We start from the raw sequence: 25205 nt of genomic DNA on the forward strand, positions 1-25205 counted from the left end.
CCACCTATAGAAGAAAGTAGCGGAAATTATGCCACGAAACGTCGTCTATCTATCGCCGCAGCAGGAGGATCCATTCTGGAAGAAACTGAATGAGACGCCTATTCAGCCTGCGCTGGAGCATAACTTGGTTCAAATAAATCGGGACATGGGCGGCAGCGACGATCTGGTCATTCGGCCCATTCGGTATCCGAAGTCGACTAGAACGGCTGCGGCTGTTGTCTATATCGACGGGCTGTCTGATGCGGCTGCGATAAGCAACTATATATTCGATGTGCTGAGCGGCTCGCTGGCAGGCCCGGATTTTGCACTGGGGAGAGAGCTTGGCTTAAGTCTCGAGCAGCTGACGGAGGAGCTTGCGGTTGGACTCGGCTCTATTGACAGCGTTTCGAACTATGCTGGCATATATCGCCATATGCTATCCGGTGAAGCGCTGATTCTGATTGACGGGGCGCAATACGCTTTTCGGGTGGATATTCGGGATTGGAAAAGCCGCGATGTATCAGAGTCTACCAACCAGACCTCTATTAGAGGGCCGAGGGAGAGCTTCACAGAGACGCTGCGGGTCAACACGTCCCTTCTGCGAAGGAAGATCAAGGATCCCAGGATGTGGCTGGAGACGGTTGAAATCGGCAGGATGACGAAAACTGCCGTAACGATTGCATACGTCAGAGGATTAGCCAAGCCGTCTGTTCTGGACAATGTGCGATCTCGGCTGTCAGCGATTGATATCGACGGCGTGCTTGACAGCGGCTATTTGGAAGAACTGATTGAAGACGCCAAGCTGTCGCTATTCCCCACCGTATACAATTCAGAGTTGCCGGATGATGTGGCGGCTCAGATGCTGGAGGGGAAGGTTGCGATTCTGGTCGACGGCACACCGAACGCGCTTATCGTTCCGACGGGGCTCTCGGTGTTTTTTCAATCGACGGAGGATTATTATCAGCGTTCGTTCTACGCGAGCTTGCTCCGGCTGCTCCGATTTCTGACGGTATTCATCTCGCTCCTGTTCCCGTCCCTGTATATTGCGATTACAACCTTCCATCGTGAGATGCTGCCGGCTTCCCTGCTGTTCAGCTTGGCAGCGCAGCGAGAGGGTGTGCCGTTTCCGGCGTTTGTCGAGGCGCTCGTCATGGAGGTTACCTTCGAAATATTGCGTGAAGCAGGACTTCGAATGCCAAGGGCGATCGGACAAGCCGTCTCCGTGGTCGGTACGCTGGTTATCGGCCAAGCGGCTGTCGAAGCGGGCATTGTGTCGGCTGCCATGGTCATCGTTGTGTCCATTACGGCGATCTCGACATTTACCCTTCCCGCATACAGCATGTCGATACCTATCCGGATTCTGCGCTTTGTCTTTATGGCTGCGGCGGCTTCATTCGGCTTGTTCGGCATCATCCTGGGCTTATTTATTCTGCTCCTTCATCTCTGCTCGCTTCGTTCCTTCGGTGAGCCGTTTATGGCGCCATTCTCCCCATACCGGTCTACCGAGATGGAGGATGCTCTATTAAGGCTGCCTAGATGGCTTTCCTTCAAGCGTCCGGAATCGTCAACGTCAGGCGGGGCGACACGAATACGCATGAGGAGAGGGGGCGGACGGAGATGAAGCCCTGGAAATGGGTCATTATCGTGCTGTGTATGCTTGTTCTATCGGGCTGTTGGAGCCGCAGGGAGCTTAACGATATTCTGATTGTGCTTGGCGTAGCCATGGATTGGGCGAATGATGAATATTTAATATCCTATCAGGTTGTGAACCCCGGTGAAATTTCAGCTCAGAAGGAAGGCGGCCAGCGGCCTCCCGGTACGGTATATCAGGGCAGAGGCAAGACGCTGCTTGAGGCCGCGAGATATGTAACGGCGGAGGCGCCGCGCAAAATGTATTTTGGCCATCTGCAAATATTGGTTGTCAGCGAAGCGCTGGCCAAACGAGGCTTAAGCGAGCTGTTCGACGGCGTGCTGAGAGATAATGAAACGCGCTTGGATTTCAATATTGTGGTAGCCAGGGGCAGCAAGGCTGAAAGCTTTATGAAGCTGTACACGCCTGTCGAGAAGCTGCCGACATACAGCATGCTCCAATCGCTGCGCACGTCGGAGAAGTCCTGGGCGCCTACGGTATCCGTTACGATGGATCAAGCGATGGATAGATTATCGGGGAACGGCTACGAGCTGGCGCTGACCGGCATTCAATTATTCGGCGATCCTCAGCTCGGCGAATCGTCCCGGAATGTGGAGTCGTTCCGGGCAGCGAGACGATTTCGCTATAAGGGTATCGCGGTGTTCCGCGGCGACAGGCTGGCGGGATGGCTGAACGAAAATGAGAGCAAGGGCTATTCCGATATTACGGACAATCTCGACAGCACCTCCGTCGAGCTGCCCTGCGGAGGGGGTCGCTACATGGCGATCGAAATCCTGTCGTCGAAGGCTAAGCTTGCAACGGAGCTCATCGACGGACGACCGGCTGCTGAGGTTCGCATACGTTCGGAAGCCGCCATAGTGGACCGTCCCTGTACAGAGCTGGATTTGACGGATGTTGCAGTAATTGAGGAAATAGAGCAGCAAGCGGCCCGGGCGATGCAAGCCAACGCTGAAGCTGCAGTGGCGAAGGTGAAGGGGCTGAAATCCGATGTACTGGGCTTCGGGAATCAAATCAGCAAGGACTATCCCGCTTATTGGGAGCAAGTCAAGGACAGCTGGAACGCTGAGCAATTCCCGCAGCTGGACGTTCGTTATCGGATTGAGCTGTTTATTCGCAAGACGGGCACCATAGGCAACTCTACACTGAAGGATTAGGGGAGAGCGGAGATGGCGAGTGTCTTCGGCGTTATTCTGTTGAGCATAAGCGTGTTTCTGCTGGAAACGCCGGGCCTTGTTAAGCGCAAGCGATGGAAGGAGCTCATCTGGTTCAATGTTTTTCTGCTTACGGGAACAGGGTTGTATTTGGCGCTGGTGCTGGACGTGTATCTCCCCAATCCGTTCCAAATGGTAAAGGCGATGTATGGCTGGATCGTAGGCTGAAGCGCGGCGGCGCTAGCGGAGGGGCGCGAAGATGGAGATTGCAAATGGGAAAATATCAATTAGACAGTTTCAAATCTTAATTGTATTAGCGACAATTGGCGACTCCATTCTTATACTGCCAACCATAACAGCTTCGGCGGCCAAGCAGGACGCCTGGCTTGTCATGCTGGTATCGCTGGCCGGAGGGCTAGCTGTCGGCGCTATGTTCGCCATGATCGCGAACCGCATCAGAGGAGAGGCTTCATTAGGCGTGGCGCTCGGGAAGGCCTTCGGCAGCTGGATTGGAGCGGTATTCTTGTTGCTGCTTACTTACAATTTTTTTATGTGCGGATTGACTCTGCTTAGTGCAATGAGTCATTTCATGAATACGCAGCTGATGCCGGAGACGCCTGTTAATGCGATCGTCATCGTGTTCCTGACTGTTATCATTATCGCATGTCGGTACGGTGTTGAGGCGTTTGCCCGTATGGCGGAGCTGCTCTTTCCTGTGTTTTTCATCCTGCTGCTTCTCTTGCTTGCGCTTATTCTCCCGCAAGCTGATTGGGGAAGGGTTGAGCCGATAGCCGCTCAGGGGATGATGCCCATCCTGAGAGGCACCCTTACGGTGCTTAGTGCCGCTTTTTTGGAGATGGTTGTGCTCCTGACTCTCGTTCCGCACGTTGTCGGGACTGGCAGTCTTACCAAGCCGATTCTGAAAAGCTTCGCGTTAGGCGGGCTGCTGTTGTTCGCCGTCGTGCTGCTATGTGTGCTGGTGCTGGGACCCAATCTTATGGAGAGCAAATATTACCCCACCTTTGTGCTTGCGCAGAAGCTGACAATCGGCAACTTCCTGGAGCGCATGGAGGCGATTATTGCTTTTGTATGGATCATTACAGTGTTCTACAAAACGCTGCTCTTGTTCTGTGCAGTAATTACCGGTGTCGCAAGTTTACTCAAGCTGAAGGACGGCGCGTCGCTGCTGTCGATCCCTGTTGGCATGATCATGATGGTGCTTACGGTAGTCAGCACGCCGAATATAACGGAATACAATTACCTGCTGCAAACGTATTATCACTGGTTTGACCTTACCTTCTGCTTGCTCGTGCCTGCCTTGCTGCTCACGGGGCTTCTGCTGAAGGGACGAGGCTCCCCTCAGGGGAAGTCGGAGAAATGATGCTTGAAGAGCCGGCCGGCAAAAGGCCGGCTCTTTTTGGCTGCGGCTGTGGTATGATGAGGGCATAGCTAATAGCCCCTGGGGAGAGTGGAATAGATGGGATACCTGGATCATAAGCTGCGAGAGTTGAGCGCGTATATGCCCGACTTGACTAAGCAGCCGGATTTTGATGCCTTCTGGGAGGAGACGATCGCGGAAGCCCAGAGCGTAGCGCTTAGGCCGGAGAGGAGCAAGCTGGACCATCCAATTCGCAGCGCGAAGGTGTATGATATCGCTTACTGCGGGATGGACGAGACGCGTATTCATGGCTGGTTCATTACGCCGGCGGGGAGTGACGGTACACGTTATCCCTGTTTGATTCATTACCATGGCTTTACGGGGAGCCGCGGAGAGCCTTCGGATTTTATGCATTGGGTGATGATGGGCTTCGCTGTGCTGTCGGTAGATTGCCGCGACCAAGGGGGGCCAACGGGCAACAGCGCCGGCTATACGTCCGGCTTCCTGTCCAATGTCGCCAGCAAAGGCGTACATAACAAGCATGAATATTATTATCGGTATGTCTATATGGATGCAGTCAAGGCGATCGACTTCGCCTGCGCTCAGCCGGAGGTAGACGCTGAACGTATCATTATTGAGGGCGGAAGCCAAGGCGGCGGTCTGGGCATGGCGGTTGTGGCGCTGGATGACCGGCCGAAGGCGGCACTCGTAGACGTGCCGAGCAACAGCAACCTGATTGCTCGAGTCGAAGGGAATCATGGGGCATTCGGCGCTGTCGCCGATTATTTGAAGCGGCATCCGGAGCAGACCGAGCTGGTGCTGGACAACCTGAGCTACTTCGACACCATGAATATGGCGGACCGCATCGCGTGTCCCGTGCTGGCATCGGTTGCGCTGAAGGATGAGACGTGTCCCGCGCTTATGTATTTTGCAACGTATAATCGCATCCGCAGCGACAAGCGGGTGGAGATATACCCGTTCAACGGCCATGAGGGAGGAGGAGCCAGGCATACCGAAGTGAAGCTGCGCTTCCTCGCAGAGCGGTTCGGGCAATGGCTCCAGTAGCTGCAGCTCACGCATCTTGTATTGCCAGATGAATAAAATCCCAGTATGCTGGATAAAGATGGACATTCTAGCAGGGGACGGATGTGGGGGAATGAGCAGGGACAAGGCGGTCAATTCGCCATGGACGTATGCGCTTGGCATGCTGGCCATTATGATACCAAGCCATGCGTTCAGCACTTTTTACAGCTTTTATTACGTGGATAAGCTGGGGCTGGGCTTAGGACTGGCGACGCTAGCAAGAACAATCTTTATGATCTGGGACGCGGTCAACCAGCCAATGGCTGGCTACTTATCGGATCGGACCAATACGAGGTATGGCAGGAGAAAACCTTGGCTGTACTTCTCTATCCCATTATACGTACTGGCTTTCTATCTCGTATTCGCGGCGCCTGACGGCATGAGCCAGCTCAGTCTGTTTACATGGTTTCTGATCGCACTTCTGCTGTTCGAGGCGATAGCCACTATTCTCTGGGTCAACTATGGAGCTCTGTTCCCGGAGCTGTTCCGGGGCGGACGCCTTCGCAAGAAAGCTTCCGCGATTCAACAAGGCTATCAGATCGTTGCCATACTGATCGGTTCTGCAGTTGCGCCCATACTGTTCGACAGTCTGGGCTTCGGTCCCATGGCACTTGTGTTCGGCTTGCTGTTTGCGCTCAGCATGCTGGCGTTCCTTCGCTTTACGAAGGAGGACCCCGCATTTCGCGACGCGCCTAGAATGGGGCTGGTGGAGTCATTCGGCGCCACGCTCAAGAACAAGCCTTTCTGGTTGTTTAACCTGTCGAATTCCTTCGCGCAGACCGTGAACGGGCTGCTCAGCTCGATGATTCCGTTCTATGCCAAATACGTTCTTGGCATCCCGCAATCGCAGGTAACGCTGCTGCTGGCTTCGATATTTGTATCGGTTATTCCGCTTGTCGGTGTATGGTTCTGGCTGATCAAACGAATGGACTCGGTGAAGGCTTGGCGTATTTCGCTGCTTGCTTACGCCGTGTCTGTTATTCCGCTATGGTTCGGCAGCACGCTGGCAGGCGGTATAACGGCGGGCGTCATCGTGGGCTTCGGTCTCGCGGGCTTTCTCGTGACGCCTCCCATCGTCAGCGGCCTCATTATTGATCTGGACTACAAGGAAACGGGACGCAGACGGGAAGGCGTGTATACGGCGGTCAGCGGCTTCATTACGCGATCGAGCGGCCTGATTTCCGCTCTGGCCTTCCTGATTGTAGGCATGGCGACGGGCTACAAGAGCGGAGCTGAGCCGGGTGCTGATCCCGAGCTGACCTTCCGCGTATTGATCAGCGTCGTGCCATTTGTGCTGCTGGCGCTGTCCTACGTCTTGTCCTTTTTCGTCAAGCTGGAGGACCAGAAGGAGCCGGGAGAGGCCGGCGGCGCGGTTTGAAGGTCGGTTCTATTGCCTGCTTCGGTTCGCATATGGTAGGGTAGACAAAGCGACCAATTGAGGATAGGGGTAATACATGATGTATGAGATTACAATGAATTTGGTGGATGATTGGGTGAATACGGTGAAGGAAGTGCTGCGCGGGGCTGGCTACGCGTTGGAGGAAGACCTGTCGGTTGACGAAATCGCGCTCCGCTATTTCCTGCATTCCCAGTCGGAGGATACGGCGCGCCAGCTTGCGGCGGATACAATTGGCAAGCTGAAAGAGATGGAAGAGATCATCATCAGCCATATGGATTCCACCATCGTGCCGGATATCCGCACAAGAACCCAGTACAAGGGCAATGCCTTTCACTTTTGCTGGGTGTACAATCAAGGCGAGCATATTATCGAATTGAATTCGGAGTATCGAATTCCACTATAGCAGCAGGCAGCAAGCTGAGGCATGAAGCCTCCTTAAGCGCTAGAGGGTTTAAGGAGGCTTTTTTTGCGCTTGTGAAGGGAATCATCGCAATCCGTAAGAAACGAATGAATGTTCGTTATGGTAGCATGATATAGATGTAATGCGGCCGGTTGTTCCGGCTGAAGAAGGAGTGGGAAAAAGATGAATCAACAGAAACAAATGGCGAATGACGGAAGCACGTTCGGCAGCAGAAGCAATTTCATCGTGGTTATGGTGATGATTCTGGGCGTATTCGTGGCCATCCTGAACGAAACGCTTCTGAATGTGGCGCTTCCCAAAATAATGGCGGACATCAACGTTGCACCCAGCAAGGCGCAGTGGCTCAGCACGGGCTATCTGCTTGTCATCGGCGTATTGATTCCGACAACGGCTTATCTTATGCAGCGCTTTACGACTCGCCGCTTATTCCTGTCGGCGATGGGCCTGTTCGCCGCGGGCACGCTGATAGCGGCCATCGCGCCTGGCTTCAATGTGCTGCTGCTGGGACGTGTATTGCAGGCATCCGGCACAGGGCTGCTGTTCCCTCTGCTCACGAATGTAGTGTTCTCGATTGTCGCGCTGGAGAAGCGCGGCTCGGCGATGGGCACCATCGGCATCGTCATTACGTTCGCCCCTGCAATCGGGCCAACGCTGTCGGGCATTATCGTGGAGCATTACAGCTGGAGAGTGCTGTTCTACAGCGTTATTCCAATCGCCTTGTTCGTCATGGCGTTTGCGTTCTTGAAGCTGAAGAATGTGACCGAAACCTCGAAGCCGCGCATTGACCTCCTGTCATTGCCGCTGTCCACGCTGGGCTTTGGAGGTCTTGTATACGGGGCAAGCAGCGCAGGCGAAGGCCATGGCAGCCTGCTCAGCGCGGGAGTAATCATCCCGATTGCGGTGGGGGTCATTTCATTGCTGTTATTCGTGTGGAGGCAGCTTCGCCTGCAAGAGCCGCTGCTGAATCTACGCGTGTTCAGTCATCGGATCTTCAGCCTGTCGACGCCGATTATGATGGTTGTGATGATGGCGATGTTCTCGGCTATGATGCTTCTGCCGCTGTTCCTGCAGAATGCGCTTGGCTATTCGCCGCTTGAGGCGGGGCTCGTCATGCTGCCTGGAGGCATTCTGATGGGGATTATGTCCCCGATTACGGGTCGTTTGTTTGACCGATTCGGGGCAAAGTGGCTGTGCATTGTGGGACTGGGGCTGATTGGTCATACGTTAATTCAATTCGCGTTTATGACGCCAGCCACTAATTACAGCTTTATTATGCTGCTGAACACGCTGCTTATGCTCGGCATATCCATGATGATGATGCCGGTCATGACGAACGCGCTGAATGCCCTGCCTCCGAGGCTGTATGCCCACGGCACGGCCATTATCAGCACGCTGCAGCAGGTTTCCGGCGCAATTGGCACAGCGCTTCTTGTCACCATCATGAGTGTCACTGCCGAGGGTTATATGCTAGGCAAAGATGAGACGGATTCAGCTGTACAGCTGAGCGGTATGATGATGGGCATGAAAAACGCGTTTCTTGTCTCGTTTATGCTGATCGCTGCCGCGTTTGTTGCTTCGTTCCTGCTGAAGCGTGCCAAGCGCCCGCAGCAGGAGGGAGGCGAAGGGGTGCCATCCCCTAGCCACTAATGGATGCTTGTTGACACAGCTACTTGCCGCTTGAGCCTGTTTCAACTTCCTCAGGAAGGGTTAAGGAATAGCATGCAGGCGGTGGAAAAGCTTGCAAATATGAGTAGAAGAGGTGTTGTGTCATGAGCAATCCAACAAGTACTGCTTATCGTACGGGCGAACGCGTCCAAAGAGAAGGAGACTATATTTGTGAAGCGGGCAGGCGGTCCCCCCTCAGGGAAGGCGAGAAATTCCCTTATTGTCCGGTGACCGGCCTCGATACGAACTGGTATTACGCCGAATAACGTTAACCTCTCTCCCTTGATGATAGGACAAAAATGACAAAAACCAGCCCCCGAGCGCCAGAGCCGCTCGGAGGCTGGTTTTTCGTTCGAATAGGACAAAAAACAATCGCAAGGCTACTCCTGAGCGTTCATCTCGTCTTGCTTCTCCGCTTGGAACGCTGCAACGCTGTTCTGGCGGCGCTCGTTTTTCGCTTGCAGATTTTGTTTCTCAGAAGCAGAAATTTCATCGCCGAATTCGGCGAGGTATTCGTTCGTCTCCTGAATGTTCTGCTGCGTATCCTCGATATGCTGCTGCAGATGCTCCACGTTATCCGCGCGGTTATCCGGTTTTGCCATTGTGATCCCTCCCATCTTTTCGCAAATCCTCCTATAGAATGAACAGGAATGTCCACTCTTATGCAAGGCTTTCGTTTTTACCGAACAGCAGCCATGAGAATGGCACGCGGCTGTGGGCAAACCGGACGATTAAAGCGGAGCCGATCAGCGCCAGGATGAAGCCGCCCGCATACCAGAGATGAAGAGTGGACATGGATGCGCCAACAGGCTTCAGCTCCCGGTACGCCGCGAGAAGCAAGGGATGAACCAGATAGATGCCAAGCGACATCCTGCCGAATGCCTCCAGCTTGCGAAGCAGCCAGCCCTCCCTGAAGCTGCGATTGAGGAAGAAAGCCGCCTGGAGGAAGACCAAAGCTGATAGGATCGTATATCCATTCCAAAATAAGGCGTACACATAATCCGGACGAGTCTCGATGCCGGTTCGAAGCTCATACCAGATCAGGCTGTGCCCGATCCCTGCTGCCAGCCAGCAAGTCCATAAAGCGCTTGCCGCAACCCGGAGAGCCAGCCCGCCTGGCCTGCGGAGCCGCGCCATCCACACCGGAAATCGAATTCCCGCATACACACCGAGCATATAGAAGCTGAAGTAAGAGAAGGCCCAGCTCGAAGCATGAGGGATGTCCAGCTCCTGAACCAGCTTGTAGAAGCCCCATTGCACAGCAAATCCGAAGGGGATACTGAACGGGATGAGCTGGGGAAGCTTTTTGAACAGGAACAGAACGAGCGGGTACAGCAAATAAAATTGCACGCTGACAAATACAAAATAAAGATGAGGATAAGCCGTGCCTGTCGCCAGCTTCAGCGTAAAATCCGTTATCCAGCGGGCGGGCTGCTCGGCCTCGGTTCTTGTGACGGCGACGGAGATGTAATAGATGGTAGAGAATACGAGATATGGTATAATAATATGAAGTGCCCTTTTCTTGTAGAAGGAAAGCAAGGAATCAGTGGTCAGAGGCTTGGTGTATTGGCTCATAAACAAGATAAGACTACTAAGGCATATAAACACGGGCGTACCGAATTTCATGAATATGTTCAGAAAGTTATAGACGGGATAGCTGGCGGGGTCCTTCAGCATATCGATTGTGGCGAACGAGGTGGCATGCACCGCCAGCACTCCGATCATGGCAAAGGCGCGAACAAGATCGAGCTCCGTAATGCGACTAGTGTGTGGTGTGGTGTTTATCCTATGCTCCATACAGGCCTCCGTCCACTCTTAATAGATTCCTAGTTTTCCAGATGCATCCTATTCCTATATATTGTGTGATCAATATCGTTAAGTCAAGGGGGCTTCATTGGCATGGTAGCAAGAGAGAGATGGATAGCATGGACGATTACGCTGCTGCTGCTCGCGCTCGTTACAGGCGGCATATTGGGCTATGTCTACGTCGAGCGTAACAGTACAGCTAATCCTCATAAGCATCAGGGGCTGCTTCAGGTGGAGTCGATAGCGGAGCCTAAGGCAGCATACGATGTTATTGTTGCAGGGACGGATCCCGAGGGTATTGCTGCGGCACTGTCGGCCGCAAGGAATGGATTAACCGTATTGCTGGCGGACGGTCGAGACCGCCAAATATTGGGCGGGCTAATGACGCTGGGATGGCTGAATTCGCTGGATATGAACGAGTCTCCGCACCAGCCCAAGCTTGGCGAGACGAATCAGCTCAACAAAGGCATTTATCAGGAATGGTATGACAAGCTGGAAGGAACATCGTTTGATGTCAACACGGCCGCGAATGAGTTCTATCGGATGGTGCGGGCGGAGTCCAATATTGATGTGCTGCTGCTGACGCAAGCTATGGAGCCTATTGTGTCGGCAGGCGATCCAACAGGCAGAGTAGAAGGACTGCGAATTGTGGATCAATCGGGCAGATCCTATGAGGTCCTCGCGAAGGCTGTCATCGACGCTACACAGGATGCTGATATTGCGGCTTTGGCGGGAGTTCCTTACACTGTGGGGCGAGAGGATCTTGGGAAGCCGGAGGATCAGATGGCCGTAACGCTTGTCTTCAAGATGAGCGGTGTAACGCAAGAGGTGTGGGATTCCTTCGCCCATCTGGACGATGGCACGGGCATCGATAGAATGAGCGCCTGGGGATTCATGAAGGCGAGAGAGTATGTGTCCTCCAATCCGGAGAGGGTTGGCATACGCGCTCTGAACGTCGGGAGACAGAACGACGATACAGTGCTCATTAACGCGATGCATATTTTCGGTATCGATCCGCTTGATCCGGCATCGGTCCAGGATGCGATGGAGATTGGAGCCAAGGAAGCGCCGCTCATCGTCGACTACTTGCGCAGAACTTATAAGGAGCTGGCGAATGTGGAATACGCGGGGGTGGCGGAGGAGCTGTACGTCCGGGAAACTCGCCATATTCAAGGGGAATACCGGCTCACGGCTGCTGATGTGCTGGATAATCGTGACTTCTGGGATGCCATCGCGTATGGCTCTTATGAGGTGGATATTCAGCGCATGAATCATACGGATCGAGGCGCCATCGTCATGGCGCCGGAGCAATACGGTGTGCCGTTCCGTTCGCTGGTGCCGCTTGCGGTCGACAATTTGCTTGTTGTGGGAAGAGCGGCCAGCTTCGACTCCATACCGCACGGCAGTGCCCGCGTCATACCGCTTGGCATGGCAACAGGGGAAGCGGCAGGGGCCGCAGCGAAGCTCGCGCTGGAGAAGAGCGTAACGTTCCGCGAGCTGTCCGCCTCCCGGGAAGCCATAACGGAGCTCCGTGAACGGCTGACGAAGCAGGGGATGGAGCTGGAGCGGGCCAAATTCCCGCTTCCGGAATATGCGAAGCATCCGCATTACCGGGGGTTGATCGCGGCGGTCAGCATGGCGCTGGCGTTCGGCGGCGAATTCAACGAGGCGTTCGGCCTCGACAACACAGCGACCGCAGGGCAATTCGCCAATATAATGGCGACGGTGAAGACGGTGCATGCGGAGCATTTTGGCGGGAATGCGTACCTTTCGATTGAGGGTATGGAGAATGCTGGCGGGCAGCCTCTTACGCTGGAGCAGCTCGCTTATACGATCTGCCTGACGGCAGGGCTGGAGGGTACGCGTGAAGGCTCGCTGGAGCTGCTTCGAACGAAGGGCTGGCTGACAAACGAAACACTGGATATGGTGAAGGACCCTGGCCAGCTTACGGTTGGCGAGGTGTTCTCTCTGGTGCGCGATGTGGTGAAGCAGCATGCTGGCATCGTCTATGAATAATGGCTGCGCGCTGACTGTGCAGACAGTCCTGTCTCGCGGGGGCTTCGGACGGGGAGGGCGAGCGTAAGCGAAGGCTGTTCATGCTCCCAGAAGCTGGTGTCGTCCCAATAAGCCATATCCGCGAATTGTTTGCGCCAGCAGTCGCTGAAGTGGAATTGCGACGAGTGCCGCGACTCAGCGGGGTCGGCCTGTAGCACAATGCTAATGTCTATAGGGAGAGGCTTCCGGTGAAAGCCCAGGCAAGCCACCATCAGCTGAAACCTCTCCTGTACGGTCAACGCCCTGTTCACGACCATCCTCATCGCCAGACTGCCCTGTTCCACGTCCAATGCGTCCTCAACTTCGTAAACGCCGACCAGCGCTTCCTTCAAAAAATCCTCTGCATACTGCTTCAGGATGCGCGCTTGCCGCTTCACCGCCAGCGAGCCATCCCTCTCATACTCTTGTAACATGTCAATCAACTCTTTCGTGGCATTTTTTGTATCGCTACACCGAACTATAATTCATGGCGGGGGATGCCGCCAAGTGAAACCTAAGCTATAATTGATCTTTACCTTGTCCTTCCACCTGTTAGGAGGTACCATTACAAATGGATACATCCGTTCGGATTACAGGGCTCAAAAAAAGCCCCTGCCACGGGGCGGGACGCAGCGGCCGAAAGCTTCGGCTTGCTGCGCGCCATGTGCAAGGGCGGTGCTTATGAGAGCGTAAGAGTAATGGGGCAATGATCGCTGCCCATGACGCCGGGCTCGATGCCTGCTTGGGCGATCCGGTCCGCGAGACGGGCGGATACAAGGAAATAGTCGATGCGCCAGCCGATGTTCCGCTCTCGAACCTTCGGCATGAACGACCACCACGTATAAGCATCCGTCCGGTCCGGATAGAGATGCCGGAAGGAGTCAACAAAGCCGGATGCCAGAAGCCTCGTCATACAGGCGCGTTCCTCAGCGGTGAAGCCGGAATTGCCATGATTGGACTTCGCATTCCTGAGGTCGATCTCCGCATGGGCGACGTTCAGATCTCCGCATACGATTACGGGCTTCTTCGCGTCGAGACTTATCAGATAGTCCAGGAAGCGATTCTCCCATTCCAGCCGGTAGTCCAGTCGCGATAGATCGCGCCTCGCATTGGGCGTATACACATTGACGAGATAATAATCGTCGAACTCCAGCGTAATGACGCGGCCCTCGGGCTCATCGTCGGCTTCGAGTCCATATCGGACGGATAAAGGCTCTATTTTGGAGAAAATAGCAGTGCCGGAGTAGCCCTTCTTCTCGGCGTAATTCCAATACTGGCGGTAATCCTCGCCAAGATTCAGTTCGATCTGGCCGGCCACAAGCTTCGTCTCCTGCAGACAGAAGAAATCTGCATCGCTGGCATGGAAGTAGTCCAGGAAGCCTTTGTTCACACACGCGCGCAGGCCGTTGACGTTCCAGGATATTAGCTTAATCATGATGGGTATAACTCCTGATGGATAAACTCGCTATATTAATAATAAGTGGAATTAATAATAATAGCTGTTGTTGAAGCCTCCGCCCTCGCTGAAGCCAATTATGAGAAACACGGCAAAGATAAGAACGATCAAGCCCCAGAGCAGTGTACCGGCAATGCTGGTAATTAATCCTCCAATCGCCAGGCCGCGTCCTTGCTCGCCGCTTTTTTTCATGTCCTTGAACGAGAGCGCGCTCACAATGATGCCGGCAATGCCGATCAGGAAACCGATGTATGGGACGACCAGCGACAATATGCCCAGCACAAGCGCCACGATGGATTTGGTATTCGTCTTGGCCGCTGGCGGATAGGGCGGGTACGGCGGATAAGGCGGATAGCCGCCTCCGGGATAAACACCGTTCTGCTGGCCATATGGCCCTTGTCCCGGCGGGTAGGGTGCCTGCCCCTGTGAATAGGAGCCCTGTCCTTGGCCCGTGTAATAGGCTCCGCCGCCCGGATTGGCAGGACCGCCTGCAGGCTGCTGAATCGGCGCATGCTGGCCGTGGGGCTCATGGCGCTCCGAGCTGTCGTAGCCGTACTGCGGGTACGGCTGGCCAGGCGCTGGCTGCTGGACATACGGCGGTTGCTGCTGTTGGTGCTGGAAGCTTGGCCTTACATCATGATCATGACGTTGTACCGGCTCCGCCTGAGAGGATGCGGCGCCCTCGTCTGGCTGCCTGGAGTCGTGATTGGAGTCATTGTTATTGCTATTGCTATTGTTGTTATCATCGAATGAACTCAGTGTACTTACCTCCCTTGGTCGTTGCTCCGTCTTGGGTGAACGCTGCTCGTGCAGCGTCCAATCTGTAAAAATCATAACAGACATGTCTATAGCTTACAACCGAAGATTGTACCGCCAGACGGGGAAAGGAAACCTATGAACCAGCAAGCCGGCTCCAAGTCAGCCAATCATCGTTACAGTATGTTACGCAGCTACCTGCTGCCTCAGAAGTCATCCTTAATGGTATTAACAATTCTATTGTTCGTATCGATCGCTCTGCAGCTTATCAATCCGCAGATCATTCGTTATTTTATCGACACAGCGCAGTCTGACGAGCCGCTTGTGCTGCTGCTCTATGCCGCACTCGTATTTATCGGCTTCTCTATGGCGGGGCAGATCATTAATGTCGTTGCGACATACGTCAGCGAGAATCTGGCCTGGCGCACAACGAACAAGCTGCGCGGAGATCTTGCGGAGCATTGCCTGAAGCTGGACATGACGTTCCACAAGTCCAATACGTCGGGCTCTCTCATCGAGAGAGTGGACGGGGATGTGAACGCGCTCGCCAACTTTTTCTCCAGCTTTATCATTCATCTGGCAGGCAATCTGATTCTGATGATTGGCATTGTTGTCCTTCTATTCCGGGAAAATATATGGATAGGCGCGGGGATGCTGCTGTTCGTCGTATTTGCCATGTACATCATACAGAGGATTCGCCGGTACGCCGCACCCGTCTGGCAGGGCTGGCGCGGCGTAAACGCCGAATTCTACGGCTTCATCGGGGAGCATCTCGAGGGGACGGAGGATACCCGGGCGAATGGCGCCTCCGGCTTCGTCATGAGCCGATTCTACACGCTTCTGAGGCGGATGCTGCCGCTTCGGCAGAAAGCGTTCCTCGGCTTCGCCTCCATGTGGATTACGACGATTATCGTATTCGCGATTGGCAACGCGATGGCCTTCGCCATCAGCGCGGTATTATGGAAGAACGGCAGCATTACGATCGGCACGGTGTATCTGATCTTCTTCTACACCGAGCTGCTGGCCAAGCCGATTGAGAAGATCAGAACCCAGATCGAGGATTTACAGAAGGCGGACGCCAGCATGCAGAGGATCCGAGAGCTGTTCGAGCTTCAGCCGAGCATTCAAGACGGCAGGGGCGCGGCCTTGCCGGCAGGACCGCTCGCGCTGCACCTCGATTCGATTACGTTCCGCTATGACGACAAGCCGACGCTTCACAACATCGATATCGAGCTGAAGCCTGGCGAGGTGCTGGGCCTGCTGGGCAGAACGGGCAGCGGCAAAACGACGATTGGCCGTCTGCTGCTTCGCTTCTATGATCCCCAGCAAGGCAGTGTGAAGCTGAATGGCATCGATATCCGCGAGTGCAGAGTGGCGGAGCTGAGGGAGAAGGTAGCGCTTGTGACACAGAATATCGAGATTATTCAAGGGTCCGTGCGCGACAACCTGACCTTCTATAATAGTAACGTTTCGGATTCTACCATTGTGGGGGTGCTCCGGGAGCTTGGCCTGCGAGAATGGTATGAGTCCTTGCCGCATGGCCTGGATACAAGGCTGGACTCCGGCGGGGGCAGCCTCTCGGCCGGCGAGGCGCAGCTGCTGGCGTTCGCCAGGGTGTTCCTGAACAACCCGGGACTTGTTGTGCTGGATGAAGCGTCCTCCCGGCTGGACCCGCTGACCGAGCATCGGCTTGAGCAGGCGGTGGACAGGCTGCTGGAGAGCAGAACCTGCGTCATCATCGCGCACCGTCTGGCGACGATCCAGGGGGCAGACCGTATCGTCATTCTGGAGCAGGGACGAATTGTGGAAGCTGGAGAACGAACGAAGCTCGCAAGCGATCCTGAATCAAGGTTCAGCCGTATGCTGGCGGCCGGCTTGGAGGAGGTGAAGGCATGAATACCTTTCAATTTATGCTGCGGTTGATCGGGTACCGCAAGGTCTGGTATACCGCCAACGCCATCGTGTGGACGATCATTTATTTGATGCCTATTGTCCCTGGCCTGATTACCAAAGCATTCTTCGATTCGCTTGAGCTGAACGGGGCCGTTGGCCTCGGAACCGGCATGCTTGTGGCGCTGCTCATAGGCGCGGCGCTGGCACGCAGCGCGACGATATGGATAGGCTTTATTACCGACGTTAACTTTCGGTTCCGTATGGGCATGCTTCTGCGTCGCAATCTGCTGGAGCATGTTCTCAAGGAGCCTGGCGCCAAAGCGATTCCGTGCTCTCCGGGCGAAGCGATCAGCTACTTCCGCGACGACGTCGACCAATCGGAGGAGGCGGTCAGCTGGTCAGTGGACGTGTTCGGCATGACCTGCTTCGCGGTGGTGTCCTGTATCATTCTGATTCGCATCGACGCGCAGATGACACTTCTGGTGTTCCTGCCGCTGGTCCTCGTCGTCATCGCGGCTCAGCTCGCGACGACGAGGCTGCAGAAGTATCGTACGGCCAGCAGGGAGGCGACAGCACAGGTCACCGGCGCGATCAGCGATATGTTCGGCAACGTGCAGGCGATTCAGGTTGCGGGCGCGGAGAAGCGAGTGGTGGGGCGGTTCCGGGAGCTTAACGACAATCGCCGCAAAACCATGCTGAAGGATAAGCTGATGACGGAAGGGCTGGACTCCATCTTTTCCAACACGGTGAATTTGGGGACAGGGCTCATCCTGCTGCTTGCGGGCTCCAAGATGCGGGGCGGCGAATTTGCGGTGGGGGATTTCGCGTTGTTCGTTTATTATCTGACGTTTGTGACACAATTCATCTCCAACTTCGGCAAGTTCCTGACCTATTATAAGCAGATGGGCGTGGCCTTCACCCGTCTAACGGAGCTGCTGCAGGGCGCTCCCGCGCGTGTGCTGACTGTGTTCAAGCCGCTCTACCTGAAGAACAAAGCGGCTGTGACTCCGGAGCAGGGGGCCCCGCTAGCAGCGGAGGAGCGTCTTCAGCAGCTTGAAGCATCGGGCTTGACCTACCGCTACCCCGAGACGGGCAGAGGCGTTACGAACATTGATTTGTCGCTTCGCCGCGGCTCCTTCACCGTTATTACAGGACCTATCGGCTCTGGCAAAACAACGCTTGTGCGAACGCTGCTCGGCCTGCTGCCGAAGGACGCCGGTACGGTGCGCTGGAATGGCGAGACGGTGATGGACGCCGGCTCCTTCTTCGTGCCGCCAAGAAGCGCCTATACGGCGCAGGTGCCGAGACTGTACAGCGACAGCTTGCGCGAGAATATATTGCTTGGGCGCGAGGACTCGGAGGAGGAGCTGCGCCAGGCGATCCACACGGCCGTGATGGATGAGGACCTGAAGCAGCTCCCGCAGGGGCTGGAGACGGTTATCGGCCCTCGCGGGGTGAAGCTGTCCGGCGGCCAGGCGCAGCGTACGGCGGCGGCGCGTATGCTGGTGCGCGACGCGGAGCTGTATGTGTTCGACGATTTGTCGAGCGCGCTTGACGTGGAGACGGAGCAGAAGCTCTGGACGCGATTGTTCCAGGAGCGGGGCGACGCGACCTGCCTCGTTGTCTCCCACCGCAAAGCGGCGCTCGCCAAAGCCGATCATATCCTCCTGCTCAAGGATGGGCGTGTAGAGGCGGAGGGCACATGGGAATCGCTGCTGGCAAGGAGCGAATCGTTCCGCCGGCTCTGGCAGGGTGACGAATAACGATTCATCTACCACGGAATAGAGAGCTTATGCCGTCTCTGGCTCCAAGTCAACGTCCCGGTGATGATGAGCGCAGCGATATACAGGACCAGGGAGCTGGCGATGGCGGCGATGACGCTCCAGTTCGGATGCCAAGTATGATTGTTGAGCAGATAATGATACATCCAGTGTCCGCCTATTCCCATCAGCATGGTGCAGATGCCTACCTTGATGAACGGTCGAATGCTGGAGTAGAAGCCAATGGAGCCTGCAATGGAGAAGAAATTAAGCGCCGTCTGAATCGCGATGCCGATACCGATGCCGTACGCTACGCCGCTTATGCCGAGCTGGCTGCCTAAGATGAAGATCAATACGCACTTGCAGGCGGTGGCGATCACATAATTCCACAGCATCGCCCGCGCGCGGCCGAGGCCAAGCAGAATCGCGTGCAGCGGCGCGTCGAAATAATGAAGGAAGAAGATAGGCGCCAATATTTGGAGCAGGATGCCCGCCTCCGGCGAAGCATAGATTAATGTCGTTAACGGAGTGGCCCATTCGTACAGGATAAGAGTCGCCGGCGCTCCGATCACCAGCCCCAGGAGAATGGCTTGATTCATTCGCTCATGAATGAGCAGGCTGTTCTTGTTCGCTGCCGCTTCCCCAATCGCGGGAATAAGCGCGGTGGACAAGGAGTGCGTAATAAAGCTCGGCATGAACAGCAGAGGGAAGGTATACCCGGCAAGCAGGCCGAATTGCTGCGTTGCCGCTGCTGTGCCAATGCCGGCCAGCGCCAGGCTGGTTGTAATCATAAGCGGCTGGAAGGCGTTGTAGAGCGAATGGATGACGCCATGCCCGGTCGTGGGCAGTCCAATCTGCAGCAGCTCCCCGAGCGTGCTTCTGCCTTGCCGCAGGTGGCTCGCCCATGTCTCGCCAGGGAGCTTCGCTTCGCCGTTCAGCTTGTAGCTCGCCATCAGGAACAGCAGGCTGATCGCTTCGCTCGCGACGGACGCCGCCATGGCTCCGGCAGCCGCGTAGGCGACGCCATAAGGCAGCAGGAGGTGGACTAGCGCGAGCACACAGGCGATCTGTACGGTATGCTCCAGCACATCGGAGGCGGCTATCGTCTTCATCCGCTGCATCCCGCGGAAATAGCCCTTCAATACGGCGGATATGGCAATAATGGGGGCGATGGGCGTAATCGCCAGCATGGCGTAATAAGCGCGCTGATCGCTTAACAGAATGGAGGCGATCCACTCTGAGCCGATTAGCGACAAGGTTGTAAGCGCCACGCTCAGCACGCTGGTGACGGCGAGAGACACATGAAGAATTCGCCGCACCTTCTGGCGTTCGCCGCGAGCATGGGCCTCCGCGACCAGCTTGGAGATGGCGACAGGCAAGCCAAGCTCTGTAAGGGTAATAACGAGCGGGACGAGGGGATGCGCCATCATCAAGAGGCCGATCCCCTCCGCACCCAGCGCGCGGGCGATGTACATGCCGCTGATAAATCCTAGAATTCGGTTGATGAAGGCAGCAATAGACAAGACAAGCGTGCCTCTCATGAACGTTTGCCCTTGTTGTGGCATCATTCGTGTCCTCCTGTTTGTTGAATACTTAAGTGTATTCAGCAAACGCCAAACGATGCGAACAAGCCGGTGACTTCACAGGAATGACTTTTGTTCCCTATTTATTTCTTACACAGAATACGTTAATATGGACTTAACATTTGTCCTGTGCGCTGCCGTCGCTCGTCGACGGTTTTTCTTATGGGATGGGATGATTAATAGAGTGAAGCTTGTTTAAGCAAGGAGTGAATCCGAAGATGAATATAATAATGAATGCATATCGCAAATCGCCGTTCTGGGCGACTTTTATTCTCCTCATGGTAAAGATGGCCTTATTCCGTCAATTTACATTCGAAACGGTGCAAATCAGCAGGCTGCTGAGCGACGCCGCAGCTGTGCTGGTCGTGCTCTGCGTGCTGGAGCTGATCACATCCTCGCGCTGGAAGACAGCCGTGATGACTGCAGGCAATGCGATTGTATCGCTTATCCTGTTCGCTTGCTGCGTATACTTCTCGTTTTTTGGCAGCATTCCATCCTATACGGCGCTCCATGGCCTGGATCAGGTGGGGCAAGTGAAGGAAAGCGTGGAGTCGGCGATTCATGTCAAATTCTATGCGCTGTTCGCGGATTTCGTGGTATTGCTCGGCTTGTATTTGGCTACAATGGTGGCGTCGCGTAATAATACGGACAAGCCGAAGAGCCAGCCAGCCGCCAAGCCGCTTTATGTTGGCATCGCGCTTGCGGTGTCGCTGGCCGCGTCGTTCCTGTACATCCGTGCGGATCTGGATATACCGAATGAGCTCGTGAAGGCGGAGCGCCTTGGTGTGCTGAATTATCAGGTCGCGATCGCCATTAACGAGAGACAAGAGAACAGCGCCATCAAGCATGGCTCTGCCGATGACACCAGGGAAACGCTTGAGGAGCTGGAGGAAGGCTTTATTGGAGAGGATGGCGTTGTGGAAGCCGGCACTCCGAATTTCTTTGGCGTGGCGGAAGGCCGGAATGTCATTGTCATCCAGCTGGAGTCGTTCCAAAACCTGATGCTTGGACTTGAGGTGGACGGCCAGGAGGTGACGCCGGTGCTCAACGATCTTATTGAACAGGGAAGCTTCTACTTCCCGAAGGTGTTCCAGCAGATCGGCCAAGGCAACACCTCCGATGCCGAATTCATCAGCAATACGGGCATCTATCCAACGGGCACGATCGCCATGTCCAAGGGGTACGGCGACCGCGAAATTCCATCGCTGCCGCGCCTGCTGGGAGAGCAAGGCTATGTGTCGAACACCTTCCATGTGAATGATGTGACGTTCTGGGACCGCAACATCCTTTATCCTGCCCTTGGTTTTACAAAATATTACGACAAGCCTGCGTTCGTCGATGACGAATTTAATGGCTTTGGTGCCTCGGACGGGGAGATGTACCGTGTGGGCCTGGAGAAGCTGACGGAGCTTCATCAGGAAGGCAAGCCGTTCTACGCGCAGTTTGTGACGACCTCCAGCCATCATCCCTTCTGGGTGAAGAAGGAGTTCTTGAACATCAACGTTCCGCAGCGCTTGAGCGGCACGCAGCTCGGCCACTATGTGGCGGCTACCAACTATACCGACAAAGCGCTGGGAGATTTCATTGACAATCTGAAGGCGAACGGCATGTGGGACAATACGATCCTCGTTGTATATGGCGATCATATGGGCTTGCAGCAGAAGGAGAACGATCCAGCCTGGGTCGAGGAGGTTCTCGGCGTTCCGTATCATGAAACGATCAGCCGCTTCAACATTCCGTTCCTCGTGCACGTGCCGGGTGTGGAAGGGAAAACGATGAAGGGCGTCGGCGGCCAGGTCGATATGATGCCGACTGTGGCGAATTTGATGGGCATCTCGCTGGAGCAGGAGGGCTATACGGTCTTCGGCAGAGATCTGCTTAACACTAAGAAAAACGTGATTGGCATGCGCTATTACATGCCGACGGGCTCGTTCTTCAACAACGATGTGATGTTTGTGCCGGGCAAGGGCTTCGAGGACGGCACGGCGTATGATCTGGACACGTTCGAGCAGGTAGAGGACTTCAGCATGTACCGCGAGGATTACGACTATATTCTGGAGCTGATGAAGCTCTCGGATAATTATATGAAGCTATTGCCGAAGCGTTAAGCGGAGGGAAACGACAATGACAACCCATGAATCGGTTCATCGTATGCTGGAGGAGCACAGGGCCTTCTTCCGGAATGGGCGTACGGCGGAGGCGGCGTTCCGAATCCAGCAGCTGACCAAGCTAAAGCAAGCGATTGTAAGCTATGAGAGAGAGCTGCTGGATGCCCTGTATCAGGATTTGCGCAAGAACGAGGCGGAGGCTTACGGCTCAGAGATCGGCATCGTCCTCAGCAGTATCACGCATATGACGAAGAAGCTGAGGGGCTGGATGAAGCCGCGCAGAATAAGAACGCCGCTGCAGCTGTTCGGAACGAGCAGCAGGGTGATGATGGAGCCTTACGGGACTGTGCTGATTATCGGTCCCTTCAACTATCCTGTCCAGCTGGTGCTGGAGCCGCTGGTTGGCGCGATCGCGGCAGGCAATTGCGCGATCGTCAAGCCATCGGAGAGCACGCCCCGCGTGTCGGCGGTGCTGGCAAGGCTTGTTGCGGATACGTTCGATCCCGGTTATATTCGGGTCGTGGAAGGGGAGAAGGAGATTACCTCCGCTCTCATACACGCCCCATTCGATTATATCTTTTTTACAGGGAGTACTGCCGTAGGGAAGCTCGTGATGGAGGCCGCTGCGCAGAACCTGGTGCCGGTGACGCTGGAGCTTGGGGGCAAAAGTCCCGTTATCGTGGATCGTACGGCCAATGTGGCGCTCGCCGCTAAACGGATTGCGTGGGGTAAGCTGATGAATGCGGGGCAAACCTGCATAGCGCCGGATTATGTGCTTGTCGAGAAGTCCGTGAAGGAGGCGCTTCTGAAGGAGCTGCGGGAGACCATCCGGACCTTCTACGGCGACAATCCGCAGGAAAGCGGCGACTATGGCCGAATGGTCAACGCGAGGCAATACGACAGGCTGGCAGCTATTCTGGATGCGGATCGGGATATGATCGTATCCGGAGGACGAACAAGCCGTGGGGATCTGTATATGGAGCCAACGCTGCTGGATCTGGGTGACGCGTCGGGGAAAGCGGCGGACGCGGCTTCGATGGCTGATGAGCTGTTCGGTCCGATCTTGCCGGTCATAAGCTATACACATCTGGATGAGGCGCTGGACTGGGTGCGCAATCGAAGCAAGCCGCTGGCGCTATACGTATTCTCGGAGGACCGCGCCGTCCAGGATCGTGTGCTCGGCTCGCTGTCCTTCGGGGGCGGATGCGTGAACGATACGATCTCGCATATCATTAATCCCAGCCTGCCATTCGGAGGTGTCGGCGCGTCCGGCATGGGAGCCTATCACGGCAAGCATAGCTTCGAGCTGTTCTCCCATCGGAAGAGTGTATTGAAGCGCAGCACGCGTTTCGAGACGGGCATTCTGTTCCCGCCGTATGGCGATAAGCTGAAGTGGATACGCAAGGTGCTTAAGTGATAGACGAGATATACGCGCCAAAAGATAAAGGTACAGGCTCTTCCATGAGAGGGGAGAGCCTGTACCTTTTGCGTATGCATGCAGCTACACCAACATATTGGCGGCGATGCTGTCTTCCCGGCCGTATTCGCGGATAAGCGCGGCGACGGCTTGATGCTCCGGATTGGGGCCGTAAGCCTCCAATGCAGCTTGGTCCTCGAAACGGACGCGAAGCACGAGCTGATAGCCCTTGTTGTTGTCCGAGAAATTAATGCCGGCGTTAATCTCAATGACACCGGACAAATGCTGCTTCAGCGCCTTGAACCGATCCACGATTTCTTGCAGCTGCTCCTCTGTTGTGTGCTCCCCGAATTTAACGAGAATGATACGATCAATCATGTGTTAATCCCTCTCTCTGTTCTTATCGTTGGCCTTGGCTTGTTTTTTGGCCCGGTACATCTCATTATCCGCTATTTTGACCAGCTGATCCAGTGTGCTGCCATCCTCAGGCGTTACGGCGATGCCGATACTTCCCGTCACGTGAAGCGTATGCCCCCCTATGAAGTAAGGCTGGGCGATGGCCTCCTGCAGCTTCCGCATCAACGCCTTCGCCTCCGACCTGCTCCGGATGCCCGCTTGCAGAATAGTAAATTCGTCGCCGCCCCACCGAGCCACCACGTCCTGATGCCCCACGACCGTCTTCAGCCTGCTCGCCGTTTCCATCAGAAGCAGATCGCCGACATCATGCCCATAGGTGTCGTTCACTCCCTTGAACCCGTCCAGGTCCATCAGCATCAAGCCAAGCTGCTGCCCGGAATCAAGCTGCTCCAGCAGCTCGATAGTGCGCTGCTTGAACAGCCTACGGTTGGGGAGATCGGTTAAGCTGTCGTGGAGCGCTTGGTGCCGAATGGTCTCCTCCGCCTCCATGCGCTCTGTGATGTCACGCCCCACACCGATCGTTTGCACAATTTGTCCAGCTTCGTCACGGATATATTCAATTGCCGTCTCATACCAGCGGTAATAGCCTTCTTTGTGCCGCACCTGACCGGTGAACCGCATCGTATTCTGATCAATGAACAAGGCGCTCCGGTGCTCCTGCAGCTTCTTGTTCGTGTCCGGGTGATTGAAGAGGAGCGCAGGCTGTCCGATGACTTCATGCTGCTCGTAGCCCAGCAGAGGCTTCACCGAGGGGGAAATATAGGTGAATAATCCCTCAGCCGATATAGACGAAATAATGTTCTCGGATTTCTCCGATATAAACGCGAACATCTCCAGCACGTTGGAAATCTCTTTGCTGGGATTGCGCTGCTCGGTGAGATCCTCCAGCCGAACGAGACTTCCCGAGGGCTGTTCCCCTGCTCCAAGCGGAATGGTGGTCAGACGTACAGGGCGACGTGAGCTGTTAAGCAGCTTGTCCAGCGTCGTGTGCGCCAGCTCCTCCTGCGCCAGACCGAACATGGACAGGAGTTTGTCGTTTCCATATAACAAATAACCGCAAGCATTTACGACGCCTATTCCGTCCGGATGGCTGCCGAATAGCTGCGGCAAGGACTGCTCGAGCAAATGGTTGTCATGCTTCATATAGGAGTCCACCTTTTACACCGCGGTTAGTCCCATTATATCCTCTATCGGGATGAATCTAAAGCATTGTTTTTAGGAAAAAAGACCCGCACTTGTCGACAAATA

At 55.2% G+C, this 25205-nt stretch carries 22 protein-coding genes; 14 read left to right on the forward strand and 8 right to left on the reverse strand.

Features of this window, described 5'->3' with window-relative positions; all coding sequences use genetic code 11:
• Window positions 1–28: 28 nt before the first annotated feature.
• From AB1S56_RS05055 to AB1S56_RS05095, 9 genes are all read left to right on the forward strand, one after another.
• Window positions 29–1600 (forward strand): spore germination protein, encoded by a 1572-nt coding sequence (locus AB1S56_RS05055; RefSeq protein ID WP_340873177.1) that lies wholly within the window; start codon window positions 29–31, stop codon window positions 1598–1600.
• Entirely contained in the window at window positions 1597–2784 is a 1188-nt protein-coding gene (locus tag AB1S56_RS05060) for a Ger(x)C family spore germination protein (protein ID WP_340873179.1), read from the forward strand. The genes AB1S56_RS05055 and AB1S56_RS05060 overlap by 4 nt, the downstream gene beginning before the upstream one ends.
• Before the next feature lie 12 nt (window positions 2785–2796).
• Entirely contained in the window at window positions 2797–3009 is a 213-nt protein-coding gene (locus AB1S56_RS05065) for a hypothetical protein (RefSeq protein WP_340873181.1), read from the forward strand.
• 31 nt (window positions 3010–3040) lie between these two features.
• A complete protein-coding gene (locus AB1S56_RS05070) occupies window positions 3041–4162 on the forward strand; it encodes an endospore germination permease (RefSeq protein WP_340873183.1) in 1122 nt (373 codons plus the stop codon).
• 96 nt (window positions 4163–4258) lie between these two features.
• Complete coding sequence (locus tag AB1S56_RS05075) at window positions 4259–5224, forward strand: acetylxylan esterase (protein WP_340873184.1); 966 nt, start codon at window positions 4259–4261, stop codon at window positions 5222–5224.
• 91 nt (window positions 5225–5315) lie between these two features.
• Window positions 5316–6620: an MFS transporter gene (locus AB1S56_RS05080; protein ID WP_340873186.1), complete on the forward strand. Its 1305-nt coding sequence runs from the start codon at window positions 5316–5318 to the stop codon at window positions 6618–6620.
• 76 nt (window positions 6621–6696) lie between these two features.
• Window positions 6697–7044, forward strand: coding sequence for a hypothetical protein (locus AB1S56_RS05085; protein ID WP_340873188.1), 348 nt, complete (start codon window positions 6697–6699; stop codon window positions 7042–7044).
• A gap of 180 nt (window positions 7045–7224) precedes the next feature.
• Window positions 7225–8709, forward strand: a complete 1485-nt coding sequence (locus tag AB1S56_RS05090; protein WP_340873191.1) for a DHA2 family efflux MFS transporter permease subunit — start codon at window positions 7225–7227, stop codon at window positions 8707–8709.
• Window positions 8710–8831: 122 nt separating this feature from the next.
• Window positions 8832–8993, forward strand: a complete 162-nt coding sequence (locus tag AB1S56_RS05095; RefSeq protein ID WP_340873193.1) for a hypothetical protein — start codon at window positions 8832–8834, stop codon at window positions 8991–8993.
• Window positions 8994–9107: 114 nt separating this feature from the next.
• Here the strand turns inward: AB1S56_RS05095 and tlp are convergent, their stop codons facing one another.
• Together tlp and AB1S56_RS05105 are read right to left on the reverse strand one after the other, a co-directional pair.
• Complete coding sequence (tlp, locus tag AB1S56_RS05100; RefSeq protein ID WP_340873194.1) at window positions 9108–9329, reverse strand: small acid-soluble spore protein Tlp; 222 nt, start codon at window positions 9327–9329, stop codon at window positions 9108–9110.
• A 58-nt stretch (window positions 9330–9387) separates the two neighbouring features.
• On the reverse strand, window positions 9388–10524 hold the full coding sequence (locus tag AB1S56_RS05105; protein WP_340873195.1) for an acyltransferase: 1137 nt from the start codon (window positions 10522–10524) through the stop codon (window positions 9388–9390).
• Window positions 10525–10626: 102 nt separating this feature from the next.
• Between AB1S56_RS05105 and AB1S56_RS05110 the strand changes: the two genes are divergently transcribed.
• Window positions 10627–12549 (forward strand): FAD-dependent oxidoreductase, encoded by a 1923-nt coding sequence (locus AB1S56_RS05110; RefSeq protein ID WP_340873197.1) that lies wholly within the window; start codon window positions 10627–10629, stop codon window positions 12547–12549.
• Here the strand turns inward: AB1S56_RS05110 and AB1S56_RS05115 are convergent.
• The 3 genes from AB1S56_RS05115 to AB1S56_RS05125 form a co-directional block, all read right to left on the reverse strand.
• Window positions 12540–13001 carry a hypothetical protein gene (locus AB1S56_RS05115; RefSeq protein WP_340873198.1) on the reverse strand — a complete coding sequence of 154 codons (462 nt, stop codon included), beginning with the start codon at window positions 12999–13001 and terminating at the stop codon, window positions 12540–12542. The genes AB1S56_RS05110 and AB1S56_RS05115 overlap by 10 nt on opposite strands.
• A gap of 245 nt (window positions 13002–13246) precedes the next feature.
• The gene (locus AB1S56_RS05120) at window positions 13247–13999 is read right to left on the reverse strand and encodes an exodeoxyribonuclease III (RefSeq protein ID WP_340873225.1); all 753 of its coding nucleotides are present in this window, start codon (window positions 13997–13999) and stop codon (window positions 13247–13249) included.
• Window positions 14000–14053: 54 nt separating this feature from the next.
• Window positions 14054–14866, reverse strand: coding sequence for a DUF4190 domain-containing protein (locus AB1S56_RS05125; protein WP_340873200.1), 813 nt, complete (start codon window positions 14864–14866; stop codon window positions 14054–14056).
• A 51-nt stretch (window positions 14867–14917) separates the two neighbouring features.
• Here AB1S56_RS05125 and AB1S56_RS05130 point away from each other — a divergent pair, with 51 nt between their 5' ends.
• Together AB1S56_RS05130 and AB1S56_RS05135 are read left to right on the forward strand one after the other, a co-directional pair.
• Window positions 14918–16675, forward strand: coding sequence for an ABC transporter ATP-binding protein (locus tag AB1S56_RS05130; protein ID WP_340873203.1), 1758 nt, complete (start codon window positions 14918–14920; stop codon window positions 16673–16675).
• A complete protein-coding gene (locus AB1S56_RS05135; RefSeq protein ID WP_340873205.1) occupies window positions 16672–18435 on the forward strand; it encodes an ABC transporter ATP-binding protein in 1764 nt (587 codons plus the stop codon). Before AB1S56_RS05130 ends, AB1S56_RS05135 begins: the two co-directional genes overlap by 4 nt.
• Before the next feature lie 8 nt (window positions 18436–18443).
• Here the strand turns inward: AB1S56_RS05135 and spoVB are convergent, their stop codons facing one another.
• Window positions 18444–20000, reverse strand: coding sequence for a stage V sporulation protein B (gene spoVB / locus AB1S56_RS05140; protein WP_340873206.1), 1557 nt, complete (start codon window positions 19998–20000; stop codon window positions 18444–18446).
• A 233-nt stretch (window positions 20001–20233) separates the two neighbouring features.
• Here spoVB and AB1S56_RS05145 point away from each other — a divergent pair, with 233 nt between their 5' ends.
• A complete protein-coding gene (locus tag AB1S56_RS05145; protein WP_340873207.1) occupies window positions 20234–22123 on the forward strand; it encodes an LTA synthase family protein in 1890 nt (629 codons plus the stop codon).
• A 16-nt stretch (window positions 22124–22139) separates the two neighbouring features.
• Window positions 22140–23540, forward strand: coding sequence for an aldehyde dehydrogenase (locus AB1S56_RS05150; RefSeq protein ID WP_340873208.1), 1401 nt, complete (start codon window positions 22140–22142; stop codon window positions 23538–23540).
• Between the two features lie 84 nt (window positions 23541–23624).
• Here AB1S56_RS05150 and AB1S56_RS05155 read toward each other — a convergent pair whose 3' ends face one another.
• Together AB1S56_RS05155 and AB1S56_RS05160 are read right to left on the reverse strand one after the other, a co-directional pair.
• A complete protein-coding gene (locus tag AB1S56_RS05155) occupies window positions 23625–23918 on the reverse strand; it encodes a Dabb family protein (RefSeq protein WP_340873210.1) in 294 nt (97 codons plus the stop codon).
• 3 nt (window positions 23919–23921) lie between these two features.
• Entirely contained in the window at window positions 23922–25100 is a 1179-nt protein-coding gene (locus tag AB1S56_RS05160; protein ID WP_340873213.1) for a sensor domain-containing diguanylate cyclase, read from the reverse strand.
• Between the last annotated feature and the right edge of the window lie 105 nt (window positions 25101–25205).

Source organism: Paenibacillus sp. PL2-23 (assembly GCF_040834005.1).
GTDB lineage: Bacteria > Bacillota > Bacilli > Paenibacillales > Paenibacillaceae > Pristimantibacillus.

Excerpts from the sequence above, each read along its gene's own strand:
- AB1S56_RS05055 (WP_340873177.1), top strand. The coding sequence starts at position 29 with ATGCCACGAAACGTCGTCTATCTATCGCCGCAGCAGGAGGATCCATTC.
- AB1S56_RS05060 (WP_340873179.1), top strand. The coding sequence starts at position 1,597 with ATGAAGCCCTGGAAATGGGTCATTATCGTGCTGTGTATGCTTGTTCTA.
- AB1S56_RS05065 (WP_340873181.1), top strand. The coding sequence starts at position 2,797 with ATGGCGAGTGTCTTCGGCGTTATTCTGTTGAGCATAAGCGTGTTTCTG.
- AB1S56_RS05070 (WP_340873183.1), top strand. The coding sequence starts at position 3,041 with ATGGAGATTGCAAATGGGAAAATATCAATTAGACAGTTTCAAATCTTA.
- AB1S56_RS05075 (WP_340873184.1), top strand. The coding sequence starts at position 4,259 with ATGGGATACCTGGATCATAAGCTGCGAGAGTTGAGCGCGTATATGCCC.
- AB1S56_RS05080 (WP_340873186.1), top strand. The coding sequence starts at position 5,316 with ATGAGCAGGGACAAGGCGGTCAATTCGCCATGGACGTATGCGCTTGGC.
- AB1S56_RS05085 (WP_340873188.1), top strand. The coding sequence starts at position 6,697 with ATGATGTATGAGATTACAATGAATTTGGTGGATGATTGGGTGAATACG.
- AB1S56_RS05090 (WP_340873191.1), top strand. The coding sequence starts at position 7,225 with ATGAATCAACAGAAACAAATGGCGAATGACGGAAGCACGTTCGGCAGC.
- AB1S56_RS05095 (WP_340873193.1), top strand. The coding sequence starts at position 8,832 with ATGAGCAATCCAACAAGTACTGCTTATCGTACGGGCGAACGCGTCCAA.
- tlp (WP_340873194.1), bottom strand. The coding sequence starts at position 9,329 with ATGGCAAAACCGGATAACCGCGCGGATAACGTGGAGCATCTGCAGCAG.
- AB1S56_RS05105 (WP_340873195.1), bottom strand. The coding sequence starts at position 10,524 with ATGGAGCATAGGATAAACACCACACCACACACTAGTCGCATTACGGAG.
- AB1S56_RS05110 (WP_340873197.1), top strand. The coding sequence starts at position 10,627 with ATGGTAGCAAGAGAGAGATGGATAGCATGGACGATTACGCTGCTGCTG.
- AB1S56_RS05115 (WP_340873198.1), bottom strand. The coding sequence starts at position 13,001 with ATGTTACAAGAGTATGAGAGGGATGGCTCGCTGGCGGTGAAGCGGCAA.
- AB1S56_RS05125 (WP_340873200.1), bottom strand. The coding sequence starts at position 14,866 with ATGTCTGTTATGATTTTTACAGATTGGACGCTGCACGAGCAGCGTTCA.
- AB1S56_RS05130 (WP_340873203.1), top strand. The coding sequence starts at position 14,918 with ATGAACCAGCAAGCCGGCTCCAAGTCAGCCAATCATCGTTACAGTATG.
- AB1S56_RS05135 (WP_340873205.1), top strand. The coding sequence starts at position 16,672 with ATGAATACCTTTCAATTTATGCTGCGGTTGATCGGGTACCGCAAGGTC.
- spoVB (WP_340873206.1), bottom strand. The coding sequence starts at position 20,000 with ATGATGCCACAACAAGGGCAAACGTTCATGAGAGGCACGCTTGTCTTG.
- AB1S56_RS05145 (WP_340873207.1), top strand. The coding sequence starts at position 20,234 with ATGAATATAATAATGAATGCATATCGCAAATCGCCGTTCTGGGCGACT.
- AB1S56_RS05150 (WP_340873208.1), top strand. The coding sequence starts at position 22,140 with ATGACAACCCATGAATCGGTTCATCGTATGCTGGAGGAGCACAGGGCC.
- AB1S56_RS05155 (WP_340873210.1), bottom strand. The coding sequence starts at position 23,918 with ATGATTGATCGTATCATTCTCGTTAAATTCGGGGAGCACACAACAGAG.
- AB1S56_RS05160 (WP_340873213.1), bottom strand. The coding sequence starts at position 25,100 with ATGAAGCATGACAACCATTTGCTCGAGCAGTCCTTGCCGCAGCTATTC.